At 66.2% G+C, this 17,486-nt stretch carries 27 protein-coding genes and 1 tRNA gene; 16 read left to right on the forward strand and 12 right to left on the reverse strand.

Annotated elements, in window-relative coordinates:
• The first annotated feature begins 1 nt into the window (after position 1).
• Together AAAZ40_RS11410 and AAAZ40_RS11415 are read left to right on the forward strand one after the other, a co-directional pair.
• On the forward strand, positions 2-367 hold the full coding sequence (locus AAAZ40_RS11410; protein ID WP_476661736.1) for a type II toxin-antitoxin system RelE/ParE family toxin: 366 nt from the start codon (positions 2-4) through the stop codon (positions 365-367).
• Positions 360-686 carry an XRE family transcriptional regulator gene (locus AAAZ40_RS11415; RefSeq protein ID WP_476660470.1) on the forward strand — a complete coding sequence of 109 codons (327 nt, stop codon included), beginning with the start codon at positions 360-362 and terminating at the stop codon, positions 684-686. The genes AAAZ40_RS11410 and AAAZ40_RS11415 overlap by 8 nt, the downstream gene beginning before the upstream one ends.
• Before the next feature lie 122 nt (positions 687-808).
• Here the strand turns inward: AAAZ40_RS11415 and AAAZ40_RS11420 are convergent, their stop codons facing one another.
• Together AAAZ40_RS11420 and AAAZ40_RS11425 are read right to left on the reverse strand one after the other, a co-directional pair.
• Entirely contained in the window at positions 809-1,090 is a 282-nt protein-coding gene (locus AAAZ40_RS11420; RefSeq protein WP_476660471.1) for a virulence factor, read from the reverse strand.
• 368 nt (positions 1,091-1,458) lie between these two features.
• The gene (locus AAAZ40_RS11425; protein ID WP_476660472.1) at positions 1,459-2,631 is read right to left on the reverse strand and encodes a porin; all 1,173 of its coding nucleotides are present in this window, start codon (positions 2,629-2,631) and stop codon (positions 1,459-1,461) included.
• 305 nt (positions 2,632-2,936) lie between these two features.
• Here AAAZ40_RS11425 and AAAZ40_RS11430 point away from each other — a divergent pair, with 305 nt between their 5' ends.
• The 10 genes from AAAZ40_RS11430 (at position 2,937) to AAAZ40_RS11475 (ending at position 7,517) form a co-directional block, all read left to right on the forward strand.
• Positions 2,937-3,149, forward strand: a complete 213-nt coding sequence (locus tag AAAZ40_RS11430) for a TA system antitoxin ParD family protein (protein WP_476660473.1) — start codon at positions 2,937-2,939, stop codon at positions 3,147-3,149.
• Positions 3,146-3,412, forward strand: a complete 267-nt coding sequence (locus AAAZ40_RS11435; protein ID WP_476660474.1) for a type II toxin-antitoxin system RelE/ParE family toxin — start codon at positions 3,146-3,148, stop codon at positions 3,410-3,412. The genes AAAZ40_RS11430 and AAAZ40_RS11435 overlap by 4 nt, the downstream gene beginning before the upstream one ends.
• A gap of 117 nt (positions 3,413-3,529) precedes the next feature.
• Positions 3,530-3,835, forward strand: coding sequence for a hypothetical protein (locus AAAZ40_RS11440; RefSeq protein ID WP_476660475.1), 306 nt, complete (start codon positions 3,530-3,532; stop codon positions 3,833-3,835).
• A 160-nt stretch (positions 3,836-3,995) separates the two neighbouring features.
• Entirely contained in the window at positions 3,996-4,385 is a 390-nt protein-coding gene (locus AAAZ40_RS11445; RefSeq protein ID WP_476660476.1) for a DUF2283 domain-containing protein, read from the forward strand.
• Between the two features lie 26 nt (positions 4,386-4,411).
• Positions 4,412-5,164, forward strand: coding sequence for a DUF3782 domain-containing protein (locus AAAZ40_RS11450; protein ID WP_476660477.1), 753 nt, complete (start codon positions 4,412-4,414; stop codon positions 5,162-5,164).
• A 120-nt stretch (positions 5,165-5,284) separates the two neighbouring features.
• Positions 5,285-5,590, forward strand: a complete 306-nt coding sequence (locus tag AAAZ40_RS11455) for a hypothetical protein (protein WP_476660478.1) — start codon at positions 5,285-5,287, stop codon at positions 5,588-5,590.
• On the forward strand, positions 5,587-6,054 hold the full coding sequence (locus AAAZ40_RS11460; protein ID WP_476660479.1) for a hypothetical protein: 468 nt from the start codon (positions 5,587-5,589) through the stop codon (positions 6,052-6,054). The genes AAAZ40_RS11455 and AAAZ40_RS11460 overlap by 4 nt, the downstream gene beginning before the upstream one ends.
• Positions 6,055-6,227: 173 nt before the next feature.
• Entirely contained in the window at positions 6,228-6,671 is a 444-nt protein-coding gene (locus AAAZ40_RS11465) for a transcriptional regulator (protein WP_476660480.1), read from the forward strand.
• Entirely contained in the window at positions 6,625-6,849 is a 225-nt protein-coding gene (locus AAAZ40_RS11470) for a helix-turn-helix domain-containing protein (RefSeq protein WP_476660481.1), read from the forward strand. Before AAAZ40_RS11465 ends, AAAZ40_RS11470 begins: the two co-directional genes overlap by 47 nt.
• Before the next feature lie 68 nt (positions 6,850-6,917).
• Entirely contained in the window at positions 6,918-7,517 is a 600-nt protein-coding gene (locus AAAZ40_RS11475) for a Uma2 family endonuclease (RefSeq protein ID WP_476660482.1), read from the forward strand.
• Here the strand turns inward: AAAZ40_RS11475 and hisF are convergent.
• The 4 genes from hisF to hisB all read right to left on the reverse strand — a co-directional run bounded on the left by hisF (position 7,483) and on the right by hisB (position 10,385).
• Positions 7,483-8,283, reverse strand: a complete 801-nt coding sequence (hisF, locus tag AAAZ40_RS11480) for an imidazole glycerol phosphate synthase subunit HisF (protein WP_476660483.1) — start codon at positions 8,281-8,283, stop codon at positions 7,483-7,485. The two genes, AAAZ40_RS11475 and hisF, sit on opposite strands and share 35 nt — an antisense overlap.
• 14 nt (positions 8,284-8,297) lie before the next feature.
• Positions 8,298-9,038 carry a 1-(5-phosphoribosyl)-5-[(5-phosphoribosylamino)methylideneamino]imidazole-4-carboxamide isomerase gene (gene hisA / locus AAAZ40_RS11485; RefSeq protein ID WP_476660484.1) on the reverse strand — a complete coding sequence of 247 codons (741 nt, stop codon included), beginning with the start codon at positions 9,036-9,038 and terminating at the stop codon, positions 8,298-8,300.
• 35 nt (positions 9,039-9,073) lie between these two features.
• The gene (gene hisH / locus AAAZ40_RS11490) at positions 9,074-9,727 is read right to left on the reverse strand and encodes an imidazole glycerol phosphate synthase subunit HisH (protein WP_476660485.1); all 654 of its coding nucleotides are present in this window, start codon (positions 9,725-9,727) and stop codon (positions 9,074-9,076) included.
• A 70-nt stretch (positions 9,728-9,797) separates the two neighbouring features.
• Positions 9,798-10,385: an imidazoleglycerol-phosphate dehydratase HisB gene (hisB, locus tag AAAZ40_RS11495; RefSeq protein ID WP_476661737.1), complete on the reverse strand. Its 588-nt coding sequence runs from the start codon at positions 10,383-10,385 to the stop codon at positions 9,798-9,800.
• Between the two features lie 103 nt (positions 10,386-10,488).
• Here hisB and hisC point away from each other — a divergent pair, with 103 nt between their 5' ends.
• Positions 10,489-11,592: a histidinol-phosphate transaminase gene (gene hisC, locus AAAZ40_RS11500; RefSeq protein WP_476660486.1), complete on the forward strand. Its 1,104-nt coding sequence runs from the start codon at positions 10,489-10,491 to the stop codon at positions 11,590-11,592.
• A 27-nt stretch (positions 11,593-11,619) separates the two neighbouring features.
• Here the strand turns inward: hisC and AAAZ40_RS11505 are convergent, their stop codons facing one another.
• The 3 genes from AAAZ40_RS11505 to AAAZ40_RS11515 form a co-directional block, all read right to left on the reverse strand.
• Positions 11,620-12,174, reverse strand: coding sequence for a GspH/FimT family protein (locus tag AAAZ40_RS11505; protein WP_476660487.1), 555 nt, complete (start codon positions 12,172-12,174; stop codon positions 11,620-11,622).
• A 335-nt stretch (positions 12,175-12,509) separates the two neighbouring features.
• A complete protein-coding gene (locus AAAZ40_RS11510; RefSeq protein WP_476660488.1) occupies positions 12,510-14,249 on the reverse strand; it encodes an alkaline phosphatase in 1,740 nt (579 codons plus the stop codon).
• A 255-nt stretch (positions 14,250-14,504) separates the two neighbouring features.
• Positions 14,505-14,999 carry an arsenate reductase ArsC gene (locus AAAZ40_RS11515; RefSeq protein WP_476660489.1) on the reverse strand — a complete coding sequence of 165 codons (495 nt, stop codon included), beginning with the start codon at positions 14,997-14,999 and terminating at the stop codon, positions 14,505-14,507.
• Between the two features lie 125 nt (positions 15,000-15,124).
• On the opposite strand from AAAZ40_RS11515, the gene AAAZ40_RS11520 reads away from it, so the two are divergent.
• The 3 genes from AAAZ40_RS11520 (at position 15,125) to AAAZ40_RS11530 (ending at position 16,190) form a co-directional block, all read left to right on the forward strand.
• Positions 15,125-15,316 carry a YgaP family membrane protein gene (locus AAAZ40_RS11520; RefSeq protein WP_476660490.1) on the forward strand — a complete coding sequence of 64 codons (192 nt, stop codon included), beginning with the start codon at positions 15,125-15,127 and terminating at the stop codon, positions 15,314-15,316.
• Between the two features lie 71 nt (positions 15,317-15,387).
• Complete coding sequence (locus AAAZ40_RS11525) at positions 15,388-15,870, forward strand: helix-turn-helix transcriptional regulator (RefSeq protein ID WP_476660491.1); 483 nt, start codon at positions 15,388-15,390, stop codon at positions 15,868-15,870.
• On the forward strand, positions 15,867-16,190 hold the full coding sequence (locus AAAZ40_RS11530; protein WP_476660492.1) for a nucleotidyl transferase AbiEii/AbiGii toxin family protein: 324 nt from the start codon (positions 15,867-15,869) through the stop codon (positions 16,188-16,190). Before AAAZ40_RS11525 ends, AAAZ40_RS11530 begins: the two co-directional genes overlap by 4 nt.
• A 186-nt stretch (positions 16,191-16,376) precedes the next feature.
• Here the strand turns inward: AAAZ40_RS11530 and AAAZ40_RS11535 are convergent, their stop codons facing one another.
• From AAAZ40_RS11535 to AAAZ40_RS11545, 3 genes are all read right to left on the reverse strand, one after another.
• A complete protein-coding gene (locus tag AAAZ40_RS11535; protein ID WP_476660493.1) occupies positions 16,377-16,694 on the reverse strand; it encodes a helix-turn-helix domain-containing protein in 318 nt (105 codons plus the stop codon).
• Positions 16,687-17,013, reverse strand: coding sequence for a type II toxin-antitoxin system RelE/ParE family toxin (locus AAAZ40_RS11540; RefSeq protein WP_476660494.1), 327 nt, complete (start codon positions 17,011-17,013; stop codon positions 16,687-16,689). The genes AAAZ40_RS11535 and AAAZ40_RS11540 overlap by 8 nt, the downstream gene beginning before the upstream one ends.
• Positions 17,014-17,302: 289 nt before the next feature.
• Positions 17,303-17,378 (reverse strand) — tRNA-Asn (locus tag AAAZ40_RS11545).
• Between the last annotated feature and the right edge of the window lie 108 nt (positions 17,379-17,486).

Below are 17,486 nucleotides of genomic sequence, written 5' to 3' on the forward strand. Positions count from 1 at the left end.
CATGAGTTGGGATGTCGAATACACCGATGAGTTCGGCGATTGGTGGAGCACATTGTCCGAGGCCGAGCAAGAGTCGCTGGCGGCCTCGGTGCACTTGCTTGAGGAACGTGGGCCGAACCTGGGTTTCCCGCACAGCAGCGCGATCAACGGCTCCAAGCATGGCCACATGCGTGAGCTTCGCACACAGCACGCAGGCCGCCCCTACCGTACGCTCTACGCCTTTGACCCTCGCCGCAGCGCGATTTTGCTCATCGGGGGCGACAAGACTGCAGACGAGCGCTGGTACGCCGTCCATGTGCCGGTGGCGGACCGGCTTTACGACGAACATTTGGAACAACTTCGAAAGGAAGGGCTGATCCATGGCTAAGAAGTTTGCCGATCTGCGCGCTCAGATGTCGCCCGAAGCACGAGCGCGCTCCGAGTCCATGGCGCAGGCCATGCTGGCGGAAATGCCGCTCAACGAACTGCGCCAGGCGCGTGGGCTGTCGCAAAAGATGCTCGCCGAGGTGTTGCGCGTCCAGCAGCCCTCGATTGCCAAGATCGAAAAGCGCACCGACATGTACATATCCACGCTGCGCAGCCACATCGAAGCGATGGGCGGTGAGCTGGAGGTGGTGGCGCGTTTTCCCGACGGCGCGGTCAAGATCTCCAACTTCTCCGACCTGGGCAAGGCTACGCCTGCTTGAACCGAACTTAGACAAACGGCAGGTTTTTTGACGCAGGGGACCCGCGTTGGCGCCGCAGGTCCAGACAATCGTCCGGGATGGGACAGCCAATGAGGCCTGAAAAGCCTTTCAGGACCGTGGTCTTACAAGGCAGGCTCGAGGTCGTTCATTTCTTCTATGCGCAGCATTCTGATGTCGCGCACGCTGGCGCGAAACCAGGGCAGCGCTTTGCTGACCGCCTGTGCAGCAAGCACGCACTTGACTGCGGTCATTTTGTCGTCGCCGAAATACACGCTGCCCTGCTGCCAGCTAAACCCGAGCGGCTCCAGTACACGACGAATGTCGCCGTAGGCATTGTTCCACGACGGGTTGGGGTATGACTGCTTCAAAGTCTCGGTGTCGAGGACGAACGCTATCGCGTACATCACAGGCTCCTGGGAAGGCGTGGGCTTTGCCCATTTGCCGACCAGTCTAGCACACCAGTGCTGGATAGCAAACAGAGCGCATGCCGCTTGCGCTGCGCACACCCCGCCCTACCCCGTGCCGGAGCGAGCGAGCTTGCCAGGCAAGCCGTGCCGCACACGCTGGCACCCCTGCTGCCAGCCCCCTTGGGGAAGCAAACCGCAGGCATGAAAAAACCCGCGCAGCGCTAAAGATGAAAAAAAACCGCGCAGCGGGTTAACGCTGGGCGGGTGGGTTGGGGGCGGCTGGGGGCTTGTTGCGACTGCCTGGCCTGCGTTGGGGCAGGCTGGGCAGCGCTTCAGGCTTTCAGGCCGCTGGCCACGAACCGGGATCAGAAAGTGTGGACGAGGCCGAGGCGGTAGCCTTCGACGTTGCGCACGTTCAGACCGTCAGCGGTTTCACGCTGGGCTTCGCCGATACCAGCATACACCCAAGTGCGGGCGCTCAGGTTGTAGGTGGTGCCGATTTGCCAAGCGCTGGTGTCGTTGCGGGTACGCACGCCGTCAGCAGCACGGATAGTGGTGACCCTACCCTCGCCGAAAGTGACGTAAGGAGCAAAGGCACCCATGGGGAAGCGGGCACCGATTTCCCAGGCGTTGCGGTCGATACCATCGATTTCCGTAACGCCAGTGGCAGGACCGCGGCGGTCACGGCTGCTGTCTTCGTACACGAAGGAGACGACGGCAGGGCCGAAGTTGTAGCTCACGCCCAAGGCCCAGTTGGTGACGTCGGTGTTGACGGGGGCGGTGAGGGTGCCAGCACCGATGCCAGTGTGGAAATTGACATCCAAGTTACCGTAGGCAAACTGGGCGCGCAGCGGGCCTTGGGTGAAGCCCAAGCCGACGATGAAGCCGTCGTAGTTGAAGCCACCGCCTAGAGCCTGACCATTCAGGTTACGCGTTTCGTCGCTGTTGTTGACGAAGCCGATGGACGCAGTGAAGCCGTTGAATGCGGGCGACACGTAGGCAATGGCGTTCTGCGAACGGCCGTCGAAGCGCTCGGTCACTGCAGCGGCTTCGAACTGGGTGAAGGAACCGCCGGGGATGCTGTTGTTGGCCGGGCTGAAGCCGCGTGCGGTATCGAAGGAGTTCAGGAAGGTACCGATGACCACGGTGCCGAAGCCGCCGCTCAGGCTCAGGTTGGCGAGGCGGGTAGCGGTGTCGGCGGAACCGGCTGCACCGCGGTCGGCGTTGATGCCAAACTCATACACGAAGCCAGCGCGCAGGCCACCGCCGAGGTCTTCGGTGCCGCGGAAGCCGATGCGGCTGCCAGTCCACTGGTCTTGCGCACCTGCGAGGGAGAAGGCGTCGTTGACGCTGCCGCCGACAGGAGAAGCAGGAGCAGTAGCGCCGGTCAGTTGGTGCACGCTGCTGGTGCCCGAGCTAACAGTGGTATCCGTTTGCGACATACCCAAGTCCATGCGACCATAGATGGTGACGCTGGATTGGGCCAGGGTGGCGCCAGTGGCGGCCAGAGCGGCCAGGGCGATCAGGGTCTTTTTCATCGAAAAATGCTCCAAGGTTAAACGGATGGGGCCCGTGGCGGCGGTGCTGCCTGGCCGACCCCCAGTGACTGCACTGGGGGCTGGGCTCTATTGCACCAGAAAGCGGGGCCGGGCGGCGCGTTTGGGCGCGGTTTTTCGTGCAGGTGTGGTGTGGGTGCAACAGTTGGGGGCTGGGCGCCGCAAGCGCCGGGTTTGGCGCAGGGCTGGCGCAGGGCTGGCGCAGGGCTGGCGCAGGGCTGGCGCAGGGCTGGCGCAGGGTTTGGTGCTGAGCTACAATTGTTGCACCTTACCACAGGAGTTGCGCCATGAGCGTTTCGATTCGCATCGACCCCAGCTTGTACGAAAGCGCCAAGCTGCGCGCCAAGGCCGAGATGCGCTCGGCACCGCAGCAGGTGGCCTACTGGGCCAGGGTCGGGCGCGCCGCGCTCGACAACCCAGACTTGCCGATCGAGCTGGTGCGCGACACGCTGGTGGCGTTGGAAGAAGCCTCCGAGCCTTTTGCCTGGCCCCAGGCATGAGCGTCGCGCTGTACCAGCGGCCAGCGTTCAAGCGCGCTGTCAAGAAGCTGCACGCCAACCAGCGCGCTGCGCTGCTGCAAGCGCTGCATGAGCTGGTGGCAAACCCTCTGCTGGGCGTCGAGAGCGACCTGAGCGGCGTATGGGTACACAAGTTCGACTGTGTGAACCAGCAGTACCTGCTCGCCTACCTGTGGGACGAGGGTTCGCGCACCTGGCTGGCACTGGGCCCGCACGAGAACTTTTACCGCGAGCTCAAGCGTTGAGGCTGTGCGGGGGGGGCAGCGCCTGTTGGCGTGCCTGCGCCCAACCATGATCGGAACCTGTGCCGAAAACCGTAGAATGCGCCTGCAAGCCTTCTCTGCTCTGACCATGCAACCCCCATGCGCCTAAGCCCTGAACAACGCCGGGTTCTGCTGGACAGCGCGCGCGCCTGTTTTGGTGCCAGCGTGCAGGTGCGGCTGTTTGGCTCGCGCCTCGACGAGCACCAGCGCGGCGGCGATATCGACTTGCTGCTGGTGACCGAGCTGCGCGACCCGGAGCAGATCGTGGCGGCGCACAGCCGCTTTCTGGCGCAGGCCTGGGCGCAGTTGGGCGAACAGAAAATCGACCTCCTGATCGACTACCCCGGCCGCACGCACCGTGCCCCGATTTACAGCCGCGCACACGCGCAAGGCCAACTGCTGTGAGCGACGCTGCGCGCCTGCGCCCGATTTGTGCAGCCCGGTAGGGCAACACGCCCAGACCTCCACGACGAACTGTTCGACCTCACCACCCCCGAGCCGTTTGAGCCACGGCGCTGGGGGAGCGCCGTCACCCTGAGCAGCGCAGTGCTGCCATAATCTGCACATGCCCTTTACGTTGACTGCGCGCGCTGCCTTTGAGATGGAGCGCCGCCAAATCCCACTGGCTTGGGTTGAGAGCGTTTTTTACTCGCCCGAACAAGTGCTTGCTGGCCAAGGTGGGCGCGTCATCCACCAGTCGCGTGTACTTGCCGACGGCAAGGTGTATCTGGTGCGTTTGGTGTTGGAGCCCCACATGAAAGCCGACTACGACCGCAGTGTAGACATCCTGACCCTGACCTTCAGCGCCGCTCCCGTGGAGGAGTCGGACGAAATCAGGCCCGGCGTAATTGTCGATTACGATGCCCAAGGCAACGTGGTCGGCTTCGAGATCTTGAACGCCAGCCTACACGTGCCGCAACCCGCCGTGATGGAGTTCGCCGTCAAGGTGGCCTGACACAAAGAACAAGGAGGAAGCACCGCATGACCAGCCCCAGCAGCAGCGCCGCACCAGAAGTTTCGTGGGCCGAGCTCAAGGCCATGATCCTGGGCTACAACGAGCACTTTCGCGAGTCGGACCGCCGGCTGGAGGCCTTGCGCGCGCAAAATGAGCGCGAGCTGGCGGCCACGCGCGCCGCAATCGAGCGCGAGCTGGCCGAGGAGCGCAAGAAGACCGAAGCCATCGAGCGCAACTTGGCCACCGCACGCACACAAAACGAGCGCGAGCTGGCCGAGGAGCGCAAGAAGACCGAGCAGTCGCGGCGTGAGCTGGATCGGCGCATGGCGGAGCTGGGCAAGCAGATTGCCGGCCTGGGCGACAAGTTCGGTTATTTTGCCGAAGGCATGGCCCTGCCCTCGATGGAGCGGCTGCTGCAGGAGCGCTTTGGCATGGAGACCATCGCCCCGCGCCAGCGCGTGCGCCGCCACGGGCGCGAGCAAGAGTACGACGTGATCGCCAGCGCCAATGGCAGCGTGAACCTGGTGGTGGTCGTGGAAGTCAAGAGCCGCGTGCGCGCGGAAGCCATCGATCAGCTCATCGAGCAGCTCGAAACCTTGCCGCTGATGCTGCCCGAATACGGCCAGCGCCCGCGCATCGGCATTCTGGCCGGGGTGGACTGGGACGCCGGCGTGCGCGAGCAAGCCCACGCGCAAGGCCTGTACACCGCACACATCCACGACGAACTGTTCGACCTCACCACCCCCGAGCCGTTTGAACCACGGCGCTGGGGGGCGTAGCAGGGCGGCGTTGTTGGGCGGCATGGGGGCGGCTCGCCTGCGCCCAACCATGATCTGAACCTGTGCCGAAAACCGTAGAATGCGCCTGCAAGCCTTCTCTGCTCTGACCATGCAACCCCCATGCGCCTAAGCCCTGAACAACGCCGGGTTCTGCTGGACAGCGCGCGCGCCTGTTTTGGTGCCAGCGTGCAGGTGCGGCTGTTTGGCTCGCGCCTCGACGAGCGCCAGCGCGGCGGCGACATCGACTTGCTGCTGGTGACCGAGCTGCGCGACCCGGAGCAGATCGTGGCGGCGCACAGCCGCTTTCTGGCGCAGGCCTGGGCGCAGTTGGGCGAGCAGAAAATCGACCTCCTGATCGACTACCCCGGCCGCACGCACTGTGCCCCGATTTACAGCCGCGCACACGCGCAAGGCCAACCGCTGTGAGCGACGCTGCGCGCCTGCGCCTGCACGACGCTTGGCAACAGTGCCAGCGCCACCGGCACCACCTCGAACACGCCCTGAGCGCCCTGCGCCCGCTGCTGCCCGTGAGCGCAGCCCAGTTGGCCCGGTACGATGACGAAGCGGTGCAAGACTGGGATCAGTTCTTGCTGCGCTTCACCAAATTGCAAGACACCATGGGCGCACGCCTGCTCCCGGCGGTGCTCGACGTGTTGCAGGAAGCGCTCGAAGACCGGCCCATGATCGACAAATTGAACCGGCTCGAAAAACTGGGCCTGATCGAGCACGCGCACGACTGGGCCGAGTTGCGCGCAATCCGCAACCAACTGGCACACGACTACCCCCAGGACGACGCCATCAAGGCCGCCTGGCTCAACCGGGCAGTGGCCGCCGTCGCCGTGCTCGATGCCACCTTGGCCCGCGTGCGCCCGATTTGTGAAGCCCGGTAGGGCAACACGCCCAGACCCCCACGTCGAACTGTTGAGCCTCACCACGCCCGAGCCGTTTGAACCACGGCGCTGGGGGGTGTTGCGGGGCGGCGTTGTTGGGCGGCATGGGGCTGCGTGGCTGCGCATGACAAGCCCGCGCATGACTACGGCTTGGCCGTATAATGTGGCTGCTCATGCTCACCATCGTTGAAACGCCGAGCTTCGTGGCTGCTGCAAACAGCCTCTGGTCTGAAGATGAGCGGCTGGCTTTTTGCAACTGGATTGCATCCAACCCAGATGACGGCGACGTGATTCCTGGCAGCGGCGGTTGCCGCAAGCTGCGCTGGTCACGCAGCGGCACTGGCAAGCGCGCTGGTGTGCGCGTGATCTACTTCACGCGCTTGGCCAAGGGTGAGATTTGGTTGCTGCTCATCTATGCCAAGGCGGTCAGGGGCAACATCCCGGCGCATTTGCTCAAATCCATACGCGAGGCTATCGAAAATGACTTACCCCAAACCCAACCCCAGCCCTTCAACAGGCACCATGAGCGGCACCGAGCTTGGGCGCATGTTGTTGCAGTCGGTGCACGAAATGAAGTCTGGCCAGGCTGCGCGCAGCACCCGTATCGAACCCAATGAAGTGGCGCAAGCGCGCTTGGGCTGTGGCCTGACGCAAGCCCAATTTGCCTCGGCGCTTTGCATTTCCACGCGCACTTTGCAAGACTGGGAACAAGGGCGGCGCACGCCGAGCGGTGCCGCGCAGGCACTCATCCGCATTGCACGCCGGCACCCCGAAGTGTTGCGCGACGCTCATTGAACCCTTCAGGTGCGGCCTGGCCACACCTGATGGCACACAAGCGCGCCGCTTTGGCGCACAATGCGCGCATGAGTGCACTGGAAAAAACCCCCTTCACCGGCGCCGACTACCTGCGCTGGGAGCGCGAGCAAGCGCGCAAGCACGAGTTTTTGCGCGGCGAGGTCTTTGCCATGGCCGGTGCCAGCGACGCGCACGTGACCCTCTGCGGCAACGTGTTTGCGCACCTGCGCCAGCACCTGCGCGCCAGCCCGTGCCGCACCTACATCTCCGACATGAAGCTGCAGATCGCTGCCGCCGATGCCTATCTGTACCCCGATGTGTTCGTGACCTGCTCGGCTGCCGACGCCGCGCGCAGCGACGCCAAGGCCGAGCCGCTGCTGGTGATCGAGGTGCTCTCGCCCAGCACCGCCGCCTACGACCGTGGGCTCAAGTTTGCTTTTTATCGCAGCTTGAACAGCCTGCGCGAATATGTGTTGATCGACCCCGAGCATCCGAGCGTCGATGTGTTCAGGCGCAACGAGACCGGCCTGTGGGTGCTGCACCCCTGCGGCCCTGGCCAAACGGTGCAGCTTGAGAGCGTGGGCCTGGAGCTGACGCTGGAGCAGGTTTATGAGGATGCCGCGCCCAGCCCGGCTACCGCCGCACCGCAATCCCCTGCGCGGCCATGAACTGCTTGGCTTGCGCGATGGTGTGCTGGCCGTAGTGGAAGATGCTGGCGGCGAGCACGGCGTCGGCGCCGCCTAGCCGGATGCCGTCGGCGAGGTGCTCCAGGCTGCCGACGCCGCCGGAGGCGATCAGGGGCACGGGCACGGCGTCGCTCACGGCGCGGGTGAGTTCGAGGTCGAAGCCGCTTTGGGTGCCGTCGCGGTCCATGCTGGTGAGCAAAATCTCGCCCGCACCCAAGTGCGCCACGCGCTGCGCCCAAACCAGCGCATCCAGCCCGGTGTTGACGCGCCCGCCGTGGCTGTACACGTCCCAGCCCGGACCCAGGGGGGTGCCGTTAGGGCCGGGGCGTTGCGGTTCGGCGGCGCTGCGGCGTTTGGCGTCGATGGCCACCACGATGCACTGCGCGCCGTAGCGGGCGCTGGCTTCGGCGATGAGCTCGGGCCGCGCCAGCGCGGCAGAGTTGAAGCTGACCTTGTCGGCCCCGGCGTTGAGCAGGCGGCGCACGTCGGCCACGCTGCGCACGCCGCCGCCCACGGTGAGCGGGATGAACACGCGCGCGGCCACGGCTTCGATGATGGGCAAAATCAGGTCGCGCCCGTCGCTGCTGGCGGTGATGTCGAGGAAGGTGAGCTCGTCGGCGCCCTGCTCGTTGTAGCGCGCGGCGATTTCGACCGGGTCGCCGGCGTCGCGCAGTTCGACGAAGTTGACGCCCTTGACCACGCGCCCGCCGGTGACGTCGAGGCAGGGGATGATGCGTTTGGCGAGCATGGGGCGGGGCCGCTTCAGCGTGGGTAGGCGTCGGCCAGCCGCTGCGCCGCGGCAAAGTCGATCTCGCCGCTGTAGATCGAGCGCCCGCAGATCACGCCCTGCACGCCTTCGTCTTGCACGGCGCACAGGCGCTCGATGTCGTCGAGGCCGGCCAAGCCGCCCGAGGCGATGACGGGAATGGTGAGCGCCTGCGCCAGGCGCACGGTGGCTTCGATGTTGATGCCGCTGAGCATGCCGTCGCGCCCGATGTCGGTGTAGATGATGGATTCGACGCCGTAGTCCTGAAACTTCTTGCCCAGATCGACGACGTCGTGCCCGGTGAGCTTGCTCCAGCCGTCGGTGGCGACTTTGCCGTCGCGCGCATCGAGCCCGACGATGATGTGGCCGCCAAAGGCGCTGCAGGCGTCGTGCAGGAAGCCGGGGTTCTTGACCGCGGCGGTGCCGATGATGACGTAGCGCAGCCCGGCGTCGAGGTAGCGCTCGATGGTGTCGAGGTCGCGGATGCCACCGCCCAGTTGCACATCGACTTCGTCGCCGAGCTCGGCCAGGATGCTGCGGATGGCGGCTTCGTTTTTGGGTTTGCCGGCAAAGGCGCCGTTGAGGTCCACCAGGTGCACCCGGCGCGCACCCAGGGCCAGCCAGTGGCGCGCCATGGCGGCGGGGTCGTCGCCAAACACGGTGGACTGCTCCATGTCGCCCTGTTTGAGGCGCACGCATTGTCCGTCTTTGAGGTCGATGGCGGGGATGAGCAACATGGCGGGAGGCTGGAGGCTGAGGGGTTGGAGTGAATTCAGGGCGCCCAGCGCAGAAAGTTGCGGTACAGGGCCAGCCCTGGGTCGGCGCTTTTTTCGGGGTGGAACTGGGTGCCAAAGAGGTTGTCGCGCGCCAGCGCGCTGACGAAGGGGCCGCCGTAGTCGGTGCGGCCGACGCCGTGCGCCGGGTCGGCGGGCTGGGCGTAGAAGCTGTGCACGAAGTAGTAGTGGCTGCCGTCCGGGATGCCGTGCCACAGCGGGTGCGCGGCTTGCCAGACTTGGTTCCAGCCCATTTGCGGCACCTTGATGCGGCTGCCGTCGGGGTGGCGTTGGCCTTCGAGCCTGAAGCGGCGCACCTGGCCGGGGATCAGGCCCAGGCCGGGGGTGTCGCCCTCTTCGGAGTGGTCGAGCAACATCTGCATGCCGACGCAGACGCCAAACAGCGGTTTGTGCGCGGCGGCGTGGTGCAGCGCCGGCAGCAGGCCGCTGCGCTCGAGTTCGGCCATGCAGTCGGGCATGGCCCCCTGGCCGGGCAGCACCACGCGCTCGGCCTCGCGCAGCACCTGCGCGCTGCCGGTGACCACGACCTCGAACGGCGCCTCGAGCGTGCGCGCCGCAGCGCGCAGCGCCTGCGCCACCGAACGCAGATTGCCCATGCCGTAATCGACCACGGCCACGGTGTGCGGCTTCATGGCTGGGAATGGCTTGGGTGTACGTGCGGCTGGCCCACAGACGGCGCCAGTGCGGCGGCGGCAGCCGGGCTCATAGGCAGCCTTTGGTCGAGGGCATGGCGGCCGGCGCGCGCGGGTCGGGCTCGAGCGCGGCGCGCAGGGCGCGGGCAAAGGCCTTGAACACGGTCTCGCACTGGTGGTGCGCGTTCACGCCCTTGAGGTTGTCGATGTGCAGCGTGATGCCGGCGTGGTTGACCAGCCCCTGAAAGAACTCGAACACCAGCTGGGTGTCGAGCTCGCCCAGGCGCGCGGCGGTGAAGCGCACGTCCATGTGCAGGCCCGGGCGGCCCGAAAAATCGACCACCACGCGGCTCAGGGCTTCGTCGAGCGGCACGTAGGCGTGGCCGTAGCGGCGAATGCCGCGCTTGTCGCCCACGGCACGCGCCAGCGCCTGGCCGAGGGTGATGCCGATGTCTTCGACGGTGTGGTGGCCGTCGATGTGCAAGTCGCCCTCGCACTCCACGGTGAGGTCGATCAGGCCGTGGCGCGCGATCTGCTCGAGCATGTGGTCCAGAAAACCGATGCCGCTGCGCAAGCTGGCGACGCCGCTGCCGTCGAGGTTGAGGGCGACGCGGATGCGCGTCTCCAGGGTCTGGCGGGTGACGTCGGCTTGCCGCATGGGGCTGCTGGATTCGGAAGATGGCACGGCGAGGCAAAGGGGGGAGATATCGGCCGCCATGATACCATCCCAGCCCCTACACCCCCATTGCCCCCACCCCCCGATGAGCCGCTACTGGAGCGCCGTGGTGCACGGCCTGACCCCCTACGTGCCAGGCGAACAGCCCCAGATCGCCGGTCTGGTCAAGCTCAACACCAACGAACACCCCTACGGGCCTTCGCCGCTGGCGCTGGCGGCCATGCGCGCCGCCGCCGACGAGGGCCTGCGCCTGTACCCCGACCCCAACGCCGCCGCGCTCAAGGCCGCACTGGCGCGGCGCCACGGCCTGCAACCCGAGCAGGTGTTCGTGGGCAACGGCTCGGACGAGGTGCTGGCGCACGCCTTCATGGCGCTGCTCAGGCACGTGCGGCCGCTGTGGCTGCCCGACATCAGCTACAGCTTCTACCCAGTCTATTGCCGCCTGTATGGCCTGAGCGCGCGCACCGTGGCGCTGCGCCCCGACTTCAGCCTGCACCCCGACGACTACCTGCCGCGCCCCGACGGCGAGCGCGCCGGCGCCATCGTCTTTGCCAACCCCAACGCCCCCACCGGCCGGCTGCTGGCGCTCGACGCCGTGGAGCGCATCGTGGCCGGCAACCCGGACGCGGTGGTGCTGGTGGATGAGGCCTACATCGACTTCGGCGGCCACAGCGCCGCAGCGCTGGTGCCGCAATACCCGAACCTGCTGGTGGTGCAGACCTTCTCCAAGAGCCGCGCCCTGGCCGGGCTGCGCGTGGGCCACGCGCTGGGGCAAGCGCCGCTGATCGAGGCGCTGGAGCGGGTGAAGAACAGCTTCAACTCCTACCCGCTGGGGCGGCTGGCGCTGGCCGGCGCGCTGGCCTCGGTGGCCGACGAGGCCCACTTCGCCGCCAACTGCCAGCGCGTGATCGACACCCGCGCCTGGCTGCACCAGCAACTGGCGGCGCTGGGTTTTGAGGTGCTGCCGTCGGCGGCCAATTTTGTGTTTGCGCGCCACCCGGCCCACCGCGGCGCCGATCTGGCCGCTGCGCTGCGCCAGCGTGCGGTGCTGGTGCGCCACTTTGCCGCGTCGCGCATCGACGCCTTCTTGCGCATTACCGTGGGCACGCCCGAGCAGTGCGCGGCGCTGGTGGCGGCGCTGGCCGAGGTGCTGGCCCAGGGCACAGTGGCACCGCTGCAAGCGGGCTGAGCAGGCAAACCGCTGCCCCGGCACAGCTCAGAGGCAGGTGCCGACCGTGCCCTGCTGCAGACGTGGCCGGCCGCTGCGGCTGATGACGATCTGCTGCGCTGGGCTCGGGCTGCTGCCCGCGCGGCAGACGGTGATGGTGCCAGCCTGAAAGGCGCCGCTGACCAGTTCGGTGTGCCCCTGCGGCATGTAGGACACGTAGCGCACGACCGGCGCATTGCCAAGCACGCGCATGCCCGGTGCGACCGCGGCCCAGACCTGCAGCACCGCTTCACTCGGATCGCGTTGCGCGTTGTGGTTGGGGTCGGCAAACAGGATCCAGCCTTGCGACCAATCGCCTGCGGGCGCGCAGAGGCTGCCGTCGGCGCTGCGGCACAAGACCATGCGGCGGCCTTGGCGGATGGCTTCGCTGCGCGTCAGCGCCAAGGCGCGCCAGATCTCGCTGGCCGTCGTGCTTTGGCGCTGGTTCAACACCAACTGCCCCAGCGCCGGGGCCGCCAGCGCCGCCAGCATGGCCAGCAGCGCCAGCACCACCAGCGACTCGATCAAAGTCACCCCCGCCCAAGCCCTGCGCACGCGCCTCATCTGCCCTCCCTAGTGTGGTGTTGCGCGCTATCTGGAACATAAAACCGCGCCTTTTCGTCCCTGCTGTCGTTGCAAATCCGCGCCATAGTGGCACTATGGCTGTGGTTTGCGCCTAAGCAGGGCCAAAAATCCATCGGTTTTATTTGTCCCATCCAGCGCGCACCACCACACTAGCTTTTGCTGGCAGTGTAGCACGGTGATCAGATCGCTGCGGGGCTGGCCGCCACCACCGCGTGGGCCGGGCGCACAAAAAAACCGCCTGACCCCGGTGGGTGCAGGCGGCATCAAGGCGTGGGGGTAAGCCCCACGCGCTTTCCCGAAACCAGGTGGCTACCTCAACGCCCAGGCGCCTGGGTGGCGCTGGGGTAGTTGAGCATGCGGCCAAACAGGGTGGCGTGCTTGAGGCGATAGACGTCCACGTTGTCGAAGCGGGCGCTGAAGCGGCTGTTCAACATGCCGGCGTTGAGGCCGGCGGCGCGCGACAACACGCCGCCGTGGTAGTCGGCCGTGCCCGGCCAGGCGATGCCGAACTGCATCCGGTTGCCGAACTGGTCCGGCTCGGTGACGAACATCGGCGACTGGCGGCCTTCGACGCCGTCGAGGAAGTTGTTCACCGTGGCCGAATCCGGGCCGGCGCCACCCGCTGGCACGGCTGCCGACGGGTTGGTGGCCACAGCGGCGACGTTGTCGGGCGCGCGGCCAGCGGGCAAAATGTTGGTCGGGGGCGTGATGCCCGAGACTTGACCTGATACCACCGTCAGGCCACCGGCGTCGCTGTCGGCGGCGGTGACGATGAGCGTGCGCTCGTTGCGGCGCAAAAAGTCCAGCGCCTTGCCGATGGCGCGGTCGGTGTCTTCCATGGCGTGCAACATGCCGATGGCGTTGGTGTTGTTGCCGAAGTTGTCGATAGCCTCCTGCTCGGCCACCAGGAAGAAACGGCGCTGCGCGGCTTGCGGGCGCTGGGCGGCGGCGCGGCTGAGGATCTCGATCGCCACTTCGGTCATCTCGGCAAAGGTGGGCGGGTTGTAGCCCGGCTCGGTGGCGCTGTGGTCACCCCAGAGCACGAGGCGGCTTTGCTTGTTCGGCGCCGCGCCGGTGCTGCCAGCCGCCATGCCCGCGCGCACAAAGCCGCGGTTGATCAGGTCTTGTTCGTTGCGGTCGTTGAAGGTGTCCTGGAAGGCAAACAGACCGAGCACGCGCGGGGCGTAGCGCGGGTGTTCCTTGAGCGCCTGGCGCAGCGTCTCGAACTCGGCGCGCGTGCGCAGGACGATGAAGTCGTCGCGCTGCATCGGGTCGTTGCTCAGGTTGCCGCTGCCCATGGCGTTCCAGGCCGCGATCAGGTTCAGGTCGTCGGTGCGCAGGCTGGTGCGGCTGTTGAGCGGGGCGCGGCGCTCTTCGTTCACATTGCGGTGCACGGTGGTAGCACCTGCCGGCAGCGCGTCGGCCTCGCCGCCGCCCATGATGACCCAGGGCGTGGTGTCGTTCATGCCCGGGCGGCCCAGAATCATCTGGCGCGTGATTTCCTGCCAGTTGTCGCGGTTGCCGACCTCAGCCAGGAAGGCCCCGGTGCCGGGCTCGCCGATGTGGCCGTCGTTGACCACGCCCACGGGAATACCGGCGTTGGCCGCTTCGCGCATGATCGAACCTCTGAAGCCCGACAGGCTGCGGATGGCACGGTTGGTGGGCGGATTGGCGTTGCCGTCGCCGTCCATGCCAAAAGAGCCGAAGGCATCGACCTTGTAGCCAAAGGCGTGCGTGGTGGCGCCGGCGTGCGAGGTGCCGTTGATCAGGTTGTGCATGTGGCCACGGTAGACCGCCATCTGCGGCAGACGGTCTTTGTTGGAGATGCCGTCCAGACCATGGAAGTACATGCGGTGCGCGGTCCAGTGGTTCAGGCCGGTGCCGTCGGGGTGAAAGAAGATCACGTTGCCGGTGGGCACGGCTTGTGTCATGGCGGCACGGCCTGGGTCGGCAGCCGGGGCGCGCGCCGCACTGGCCGCGCTGGCTGCGGCCACACCAGTGGCCAGCGCCAACACACAAGCGGCGGATACCGCACGCAGATTCAAATTCAACATCGATGCGCTCCTTGCGACACGAAATTCATGGGGGGAGAAGAAAAGCGCACAAGACTTCGGCGCACCCCTGGGTCGCGCCGCGCAGCCTTGTACTGTGCGCAGCGTAATGCGTGCCGATGAAAAATCGGTGACGATCAGGCGTCAAAAGCGTGTCATGCGCCGGGGCAGGCGCAGTGCCGGGGGTACACGCCCTTGCCGAGCAGCCGGCCAAGCGCGGCGCGGGCGCTTGGGGGTGCCGGCTTGGGGCTTGGGGCTTTAGTGCCCCAGACGGCGCGCCTCGCTTTGCAGCACCAGCCGATCCACCCCGGCCAGTGGCAGTTGCACCAGCAGCTCGAGCCGCAGGTGCAGCGCATGCAGGGTCTGACGGAAGGCCTCGCGTTGCTGCTCCAGGTCACCCGCCACCTTCGACGGGTCTGGGTAGCTCCAGTGCGCCGTCGCGGGGTGCCCAGGCCAGACCGGGCACGGCTCACCGGCGGCCAGGTCGCACACCGTGACCACCAAGTCCATCTCGGGCGCGTCGGGGCCGCTGAACTCGGTCCAGCTCTTGCTGCGCAGCCCGTCGGTGGCGATGCCGGCGGCGCGCAGCACCTCCAGCGCCAGCGGGTGCGGCTGGTGATCGGCACGCGCCTGGGTGCCGGCCGAATAGGCCCGAAAACGATGCCCACCCAAGTGGTTGAGCACCGCCTCGGCGACGATGGACCGTGCGGCGTTGTGGGTGCACAAAAACAGAACGTTGAGCGGCTTGATCATGGTCGCATCCCCTTGGCAGGTTGAGTGTGCTCGCCTGAGCTGTTAGAGTATAAAGACTGCGCCTTGAACAAGGCCAGAACCGCTGTGCCAGAATGTCGATGTCTTATTCACGCAGGAGAGCAGCAATGCAGACCAACGTAGGCAGTGTGGACCGTATCGTGCGCGTGGTGGCTGGGGTGGCGCTGATCGCGCTGGCCGCCACGGGAACCGTGGGCGCTTGGGGCTACATCGGCATCGTGCCGATCCTGACCGCCGCCCTGGGCTGGTGCCCGGCTTATCTGCCTTTTGGCATCAACACCTGCAAGACCCGGGATTGATCCCCGGCGGGGCTGGTGCAAAAAGTCAAATATTGTTGACATTTCATGGTCGCCTGTGCTCCAATGCGCCCATGAATTTGGTGTCTATCGGCCTGCTCGTCAAACAGCGTCGTCAGCTCCTGGGCCTGTCGCAGGCCAGGCTTGCCCGGCTCAGCGGCTTGTCGCGCGCCACGATCAACCAGCTGGAAACCGGCACGATTGCTGACCTGGGTGCCGCCAAGCTCATCATGCTGCTGGAACTGCTCGGGCTGAGCCTGGATGCTGAAGTGCGTCCGCATAGAAACAACGCGCTGGCGCTGGCCAGCCGCACGGCCAGCGTGAGCTACAAGGAAGTGCTCGCACCCGAAGCCTTGGCCGCTGCGCTGGTGGCGGGGCAACTGCCGGCCCACATCACGCCCCAGGTCGCTACCCTGCTGGATGAAGCACCGCTGTTCCTCATCGTGGGTGCCGTGGAAGAGGTGGCTCGCCACACCCATTGCCCCGCCAAGACGCTGTGGAAACATCTGCTGCAGTGGGCCCATGACTTGCAGTCGCCGCGGTCAGCCTGGGCATGAGCGCCGGTGATCAAACGCCTTCCGACTTGCCCCTGGGCATCTGGCAGGATCTGCTGCGCCACGCCTACACGTTGATCGACGAAATCACCAGGCACGGCATCAGCGATCCCGTCTGGACCTTCGGTGGCGGCACGGTGCTGATGCTTTGCCACCGCCATCGGCTGAGCAAGGACATCGACATCTTCGTGCCCGACCCGCAGTACCTGGGTTTCGTCTCGCCGCGCTTGAGTGATGTAGCCGAGTCCGTGACGCAGGACTATGACCAGGTGACGTACGAACAGGCGCAACGCTTGGCGGGTGAGTTTCTGAGGGCGCTTTAGGCTGGCTGGAGACGTGCGCGGCAGACGGTCCGAGCAGCCGCTCAATACGGGAGGCACTGCGCTGCTGCAAACACGCCGCAGGGCCACCTTGCAAACCGAGCCAAGGGGGTTCTCCAGGTTTGCAAGTTTCTGCCCAGGGGCAAGCCATGACGCCAATCTGCTGCATCACGCCCTGGCGCGGCGGCGTCAATCCAGTCGCAGCGCCAAGCGCTTGCCGCAGGCCTGCGCGTACTTACGCAGCGTCAGCAGCGAAGGGGCGTGCTTGCGGCTGCCCACGCTGGCCTCGATGCGCGCCAGCGAAGCCGGCGCAATCCCCATGCGCTGCGCCACCTCGGCCTGGGTCAGCCCGGCAGCCTTGCGCGCCTGCAGCAACACATCGAGCGCGCTGAACTCATCATCCAGCGCCTCAAAGGCCTGCTTGAACGCCGCGTCCACCGCGCTGCGCGCGCTCGCGTACGCCTGCGGGTCAAAAGCCACGGGGGCAAACTTTTCGGACTCATTCATCCTGCAACTCCTTCATGCGCCGACGCGCCGTGCGCAAATGCTCGGCCGGGGTGGCCTGCGTTTTCTTGATGAAGCCGTGCAGCACCACAATGCGCTGCCCCACCAGCGTGCAAAACAAGGCGCGCCCTATGCCCTCTGCGCCGCGCGCTCGCACCTCATACAAGCCACCGCCCAAGGCCCGGGTGTGCGGCAAACCCAGGTTCGGGCCGTGCTCGAGCATGCGTTTGGCAATCACGGCAAAGCACGCCGCAATGCCAGCAGGCCAGCCCAGCACCTCGGCCTGAACCCTGGCGTTGAAAAACTCGATGCGGTAGGCCATGACCCGAACTTAACACGCATGTTAACTCCTGTCAAGCTGGGCTGAGCCTGGATGCGGAAGAACGTCCGCATGGAAACAACGCGCTGGCGCTGGCCAGCCGCACGGCCAGCGTGAGCCACAAGGAAGTGCTGGCACCCGAAGCGTTGGCCGCTGCGCTGGTGGCGTGATCTTGCCCCCCCGTATGCCCGATCCCGTCTGGACCTTCGGTGGCGGCACGGTGCTGATGCTTTGCCACCGCTGAGGGCGTTTTGCACCATCAATGATGCAAGCCTTTGATTTGAAAAAATCTTGGCTCCCCGACCTGGGCTCGAACCAGGGACCTACGGATTAACAGTCCGGCGCTCTACCGACTGAGCTATCGGGGAAAGGAGCGCATTGTAGCACCCTTTCTACGGCCACTTTGGGCCACTTTTGGCTCTCACGGCACCGCGTGGTGCAGCGCCTCGAGGCCAAGCCTGCTGCCCCCACCGCCT

Source organism: Serpentinimonas sp. SMBJO2, assembly GCF_056341105.1.

Bases quoted from the DNA above. Each gene is read 5' to 3' on its own strand.
- AAAZ40_RS11410 (WP_476661736.1), top strand. From the start codon at position 2: ATGAGTTGGGATGTCGAATACACCGATGAGTTCGGCGATTGGTGGAGC.
- AAAZ40_RS11415 (WP_476660470.1), top strand. From the start codon at position 360: ATGGCTAAGAAGTTTGCCGATCTGCGCGCTCAGATGTCGCCCGAAGCA.
- AAAZ40_RS11420 (WP_476660471.1), bottom strand. From the start codon at position 1,090: ATGTACGCGATAGCGTTCGTCCTCGACACCGAGACTTTGAAGCAGTCA.
- AAAZ40_RS11425 (WP_476660472.1), bottom strand. From the start codon at position 2,631: ATGAAAAAGACCCTGATCGCCCTGGCCGCTCTGGCCGCCACTGGCGCC.
- AAAZ40_RS11430 (WP_476660473.1), top strand. From the start codon at position 2,937: ATGAGCGTTTCGATTCGCATCGACCCCAGCTTGTACGAAAGCGCCAAG.
- AAAZ40_RS11435 (WP_476660474.1), top strand. From the start codon at position 3,146: ATGAGCGTCGCGCTGTACCAGCGGCCAGCGTTCAAGCGCGCTGTCAAG.
- AAAZ40_RS11440 (WP_476660475.1), top strand. From the start codon at position 3,530: ATGCGCCTAAGCCCTGAACAACGCCGGGTTCTGCTGGACAGCGCGCGC.
- AAAZ40_RS11445 (WP_476660476.1), top strand. From the start codon at position 3,996: ATGCCCTTTACGTTGACTGCGCGCGCTGCCTTTGAGATGGAGCGCCGC.
- AAAZ40_RS11450 (WP_476660477.1), top strand. From the start codon at position 4,412: ATGACCAGCCCCAGCAGCAGCGCCGCACCAGAAGTTTCGTGGGCCGAG.
- AAAZ40_RS11455 (WP_476660478.1), top strand. From the start codon at position 5,285: ATGCGCCTAAGCCCTGAACAACGCCGGGTTCTGCTGGACAGCGCGCGC.
- AAAZ40_RS11465 (WP_476660480.1), top strand. From the start codon at position 6,228: ATGCTCACCATCGTTGAAACGCCGAGCTTCGTGGCTGCTGCAAACAGC.
- AAAZ40_RS11470 (WP_476660481.1), top strand. From the start codon at position 6,625: ATGAAGTCTGGCCAGGCTGCGCGCAGCACCCGTATCGAACCCAATGAA.
- AAAZ40_RS11475 (WP_476660482.1), top strand. From the start codon at position 6,918: ATGAGTGCACTGGAAAAAACCCCCTTCACCGGCGCCGACTACCTGCGC.
- hisF (WP_476660483.1), bottom strand. From the start codon at position 8,283: ATGCTCGCCAAACGCATCATCCCCTGCCTCGACGTCACCGGCGGGCGC.
- hisA (WP_476660484.1), bottom strand. From the start codon at position 9,038: ATGTTGCTCATCCCCGCCATCGACCTCAAAGACGGACAATGCGTGCGC.
- hisH (WP_476660485.1), bottom strand. From the start codon at position 9,727: ATGAAGCCGCACACCGTGGCCGTGGTCGATTACGGCATGGGCAATCTG.
- hisB (WP_476661737.1), bottom strand. From the start codon at position 10,385: ATGCGGCAAGCCGACGTCACCCGCCAGACCCTGGAGACGCGCATCCGC.
- hisC (WP_476660486.1), top strand. From the start codon at position 10,489: ATGAGCCGCTACTGGAGCGCCGTGGTGCACGGCCTGACCCCCTACGTG.
- AAAZ40_RS11505 (WP_476660487.1), bottom strand. From the start codon at position 12,174: ATGAGGCGCGTGCGCAGGGCTTGGGCGGGGGTGACTTTGATCGAGTCG.
- AAAZ40_RS11510 (WP_476660488.1), bottom strand. From the start codon at position 14,249: ATGTTGAATTTGAATCTGCGTGCGGTATCCGCCGCTTGTGTGTTGGCG.
- AAAZ40_RS11515 (WP_476660489.1), bottom strand. From the start codon at position 14,999: ATGATCAAGCCGCTCAACGTTCTGTTTTTGTGCACCCACAACGCCGCA.
- AAAZ40_RS11520 (WP_476660490.1), top strand. From the start codon at position 15,125: ATGCAGACCAACGTAGGCAGTGTGGACCGTATCGTGCGCGTGGTGGCT.
- AAAZ40_RS11525 (WP_476660491.1), top strand. From the start codon at position 15,388: ATGAATTTGGTGTCTATCGGCCTGCTCGTCAAACAGCGTCGTCAGCTC.
- AAAZ40_RS11530 (WP_476660492.1), top strand. From the start codon at position 15,867: ATGAGCGCCGGTGATCAAACGCCTTCCGACTTGCCCCTGGGCATCTGG.
- AAAZ40_RS11535 (WP_476660493.1), bottom strand. From the start codon at position 16,694: ATGAATGAGTCCGAAAAGTTTGCCCCCGTGGCTTTTGACCCGCAGGCG.
- AAAZ40_RS11540 (WP_476660494.1), bottom strand. From the start codon at position 17,013: ATGGCCTACCGCATCGAGTTTTTCAACGCCAGGGTTCAGGCCGAGGTG.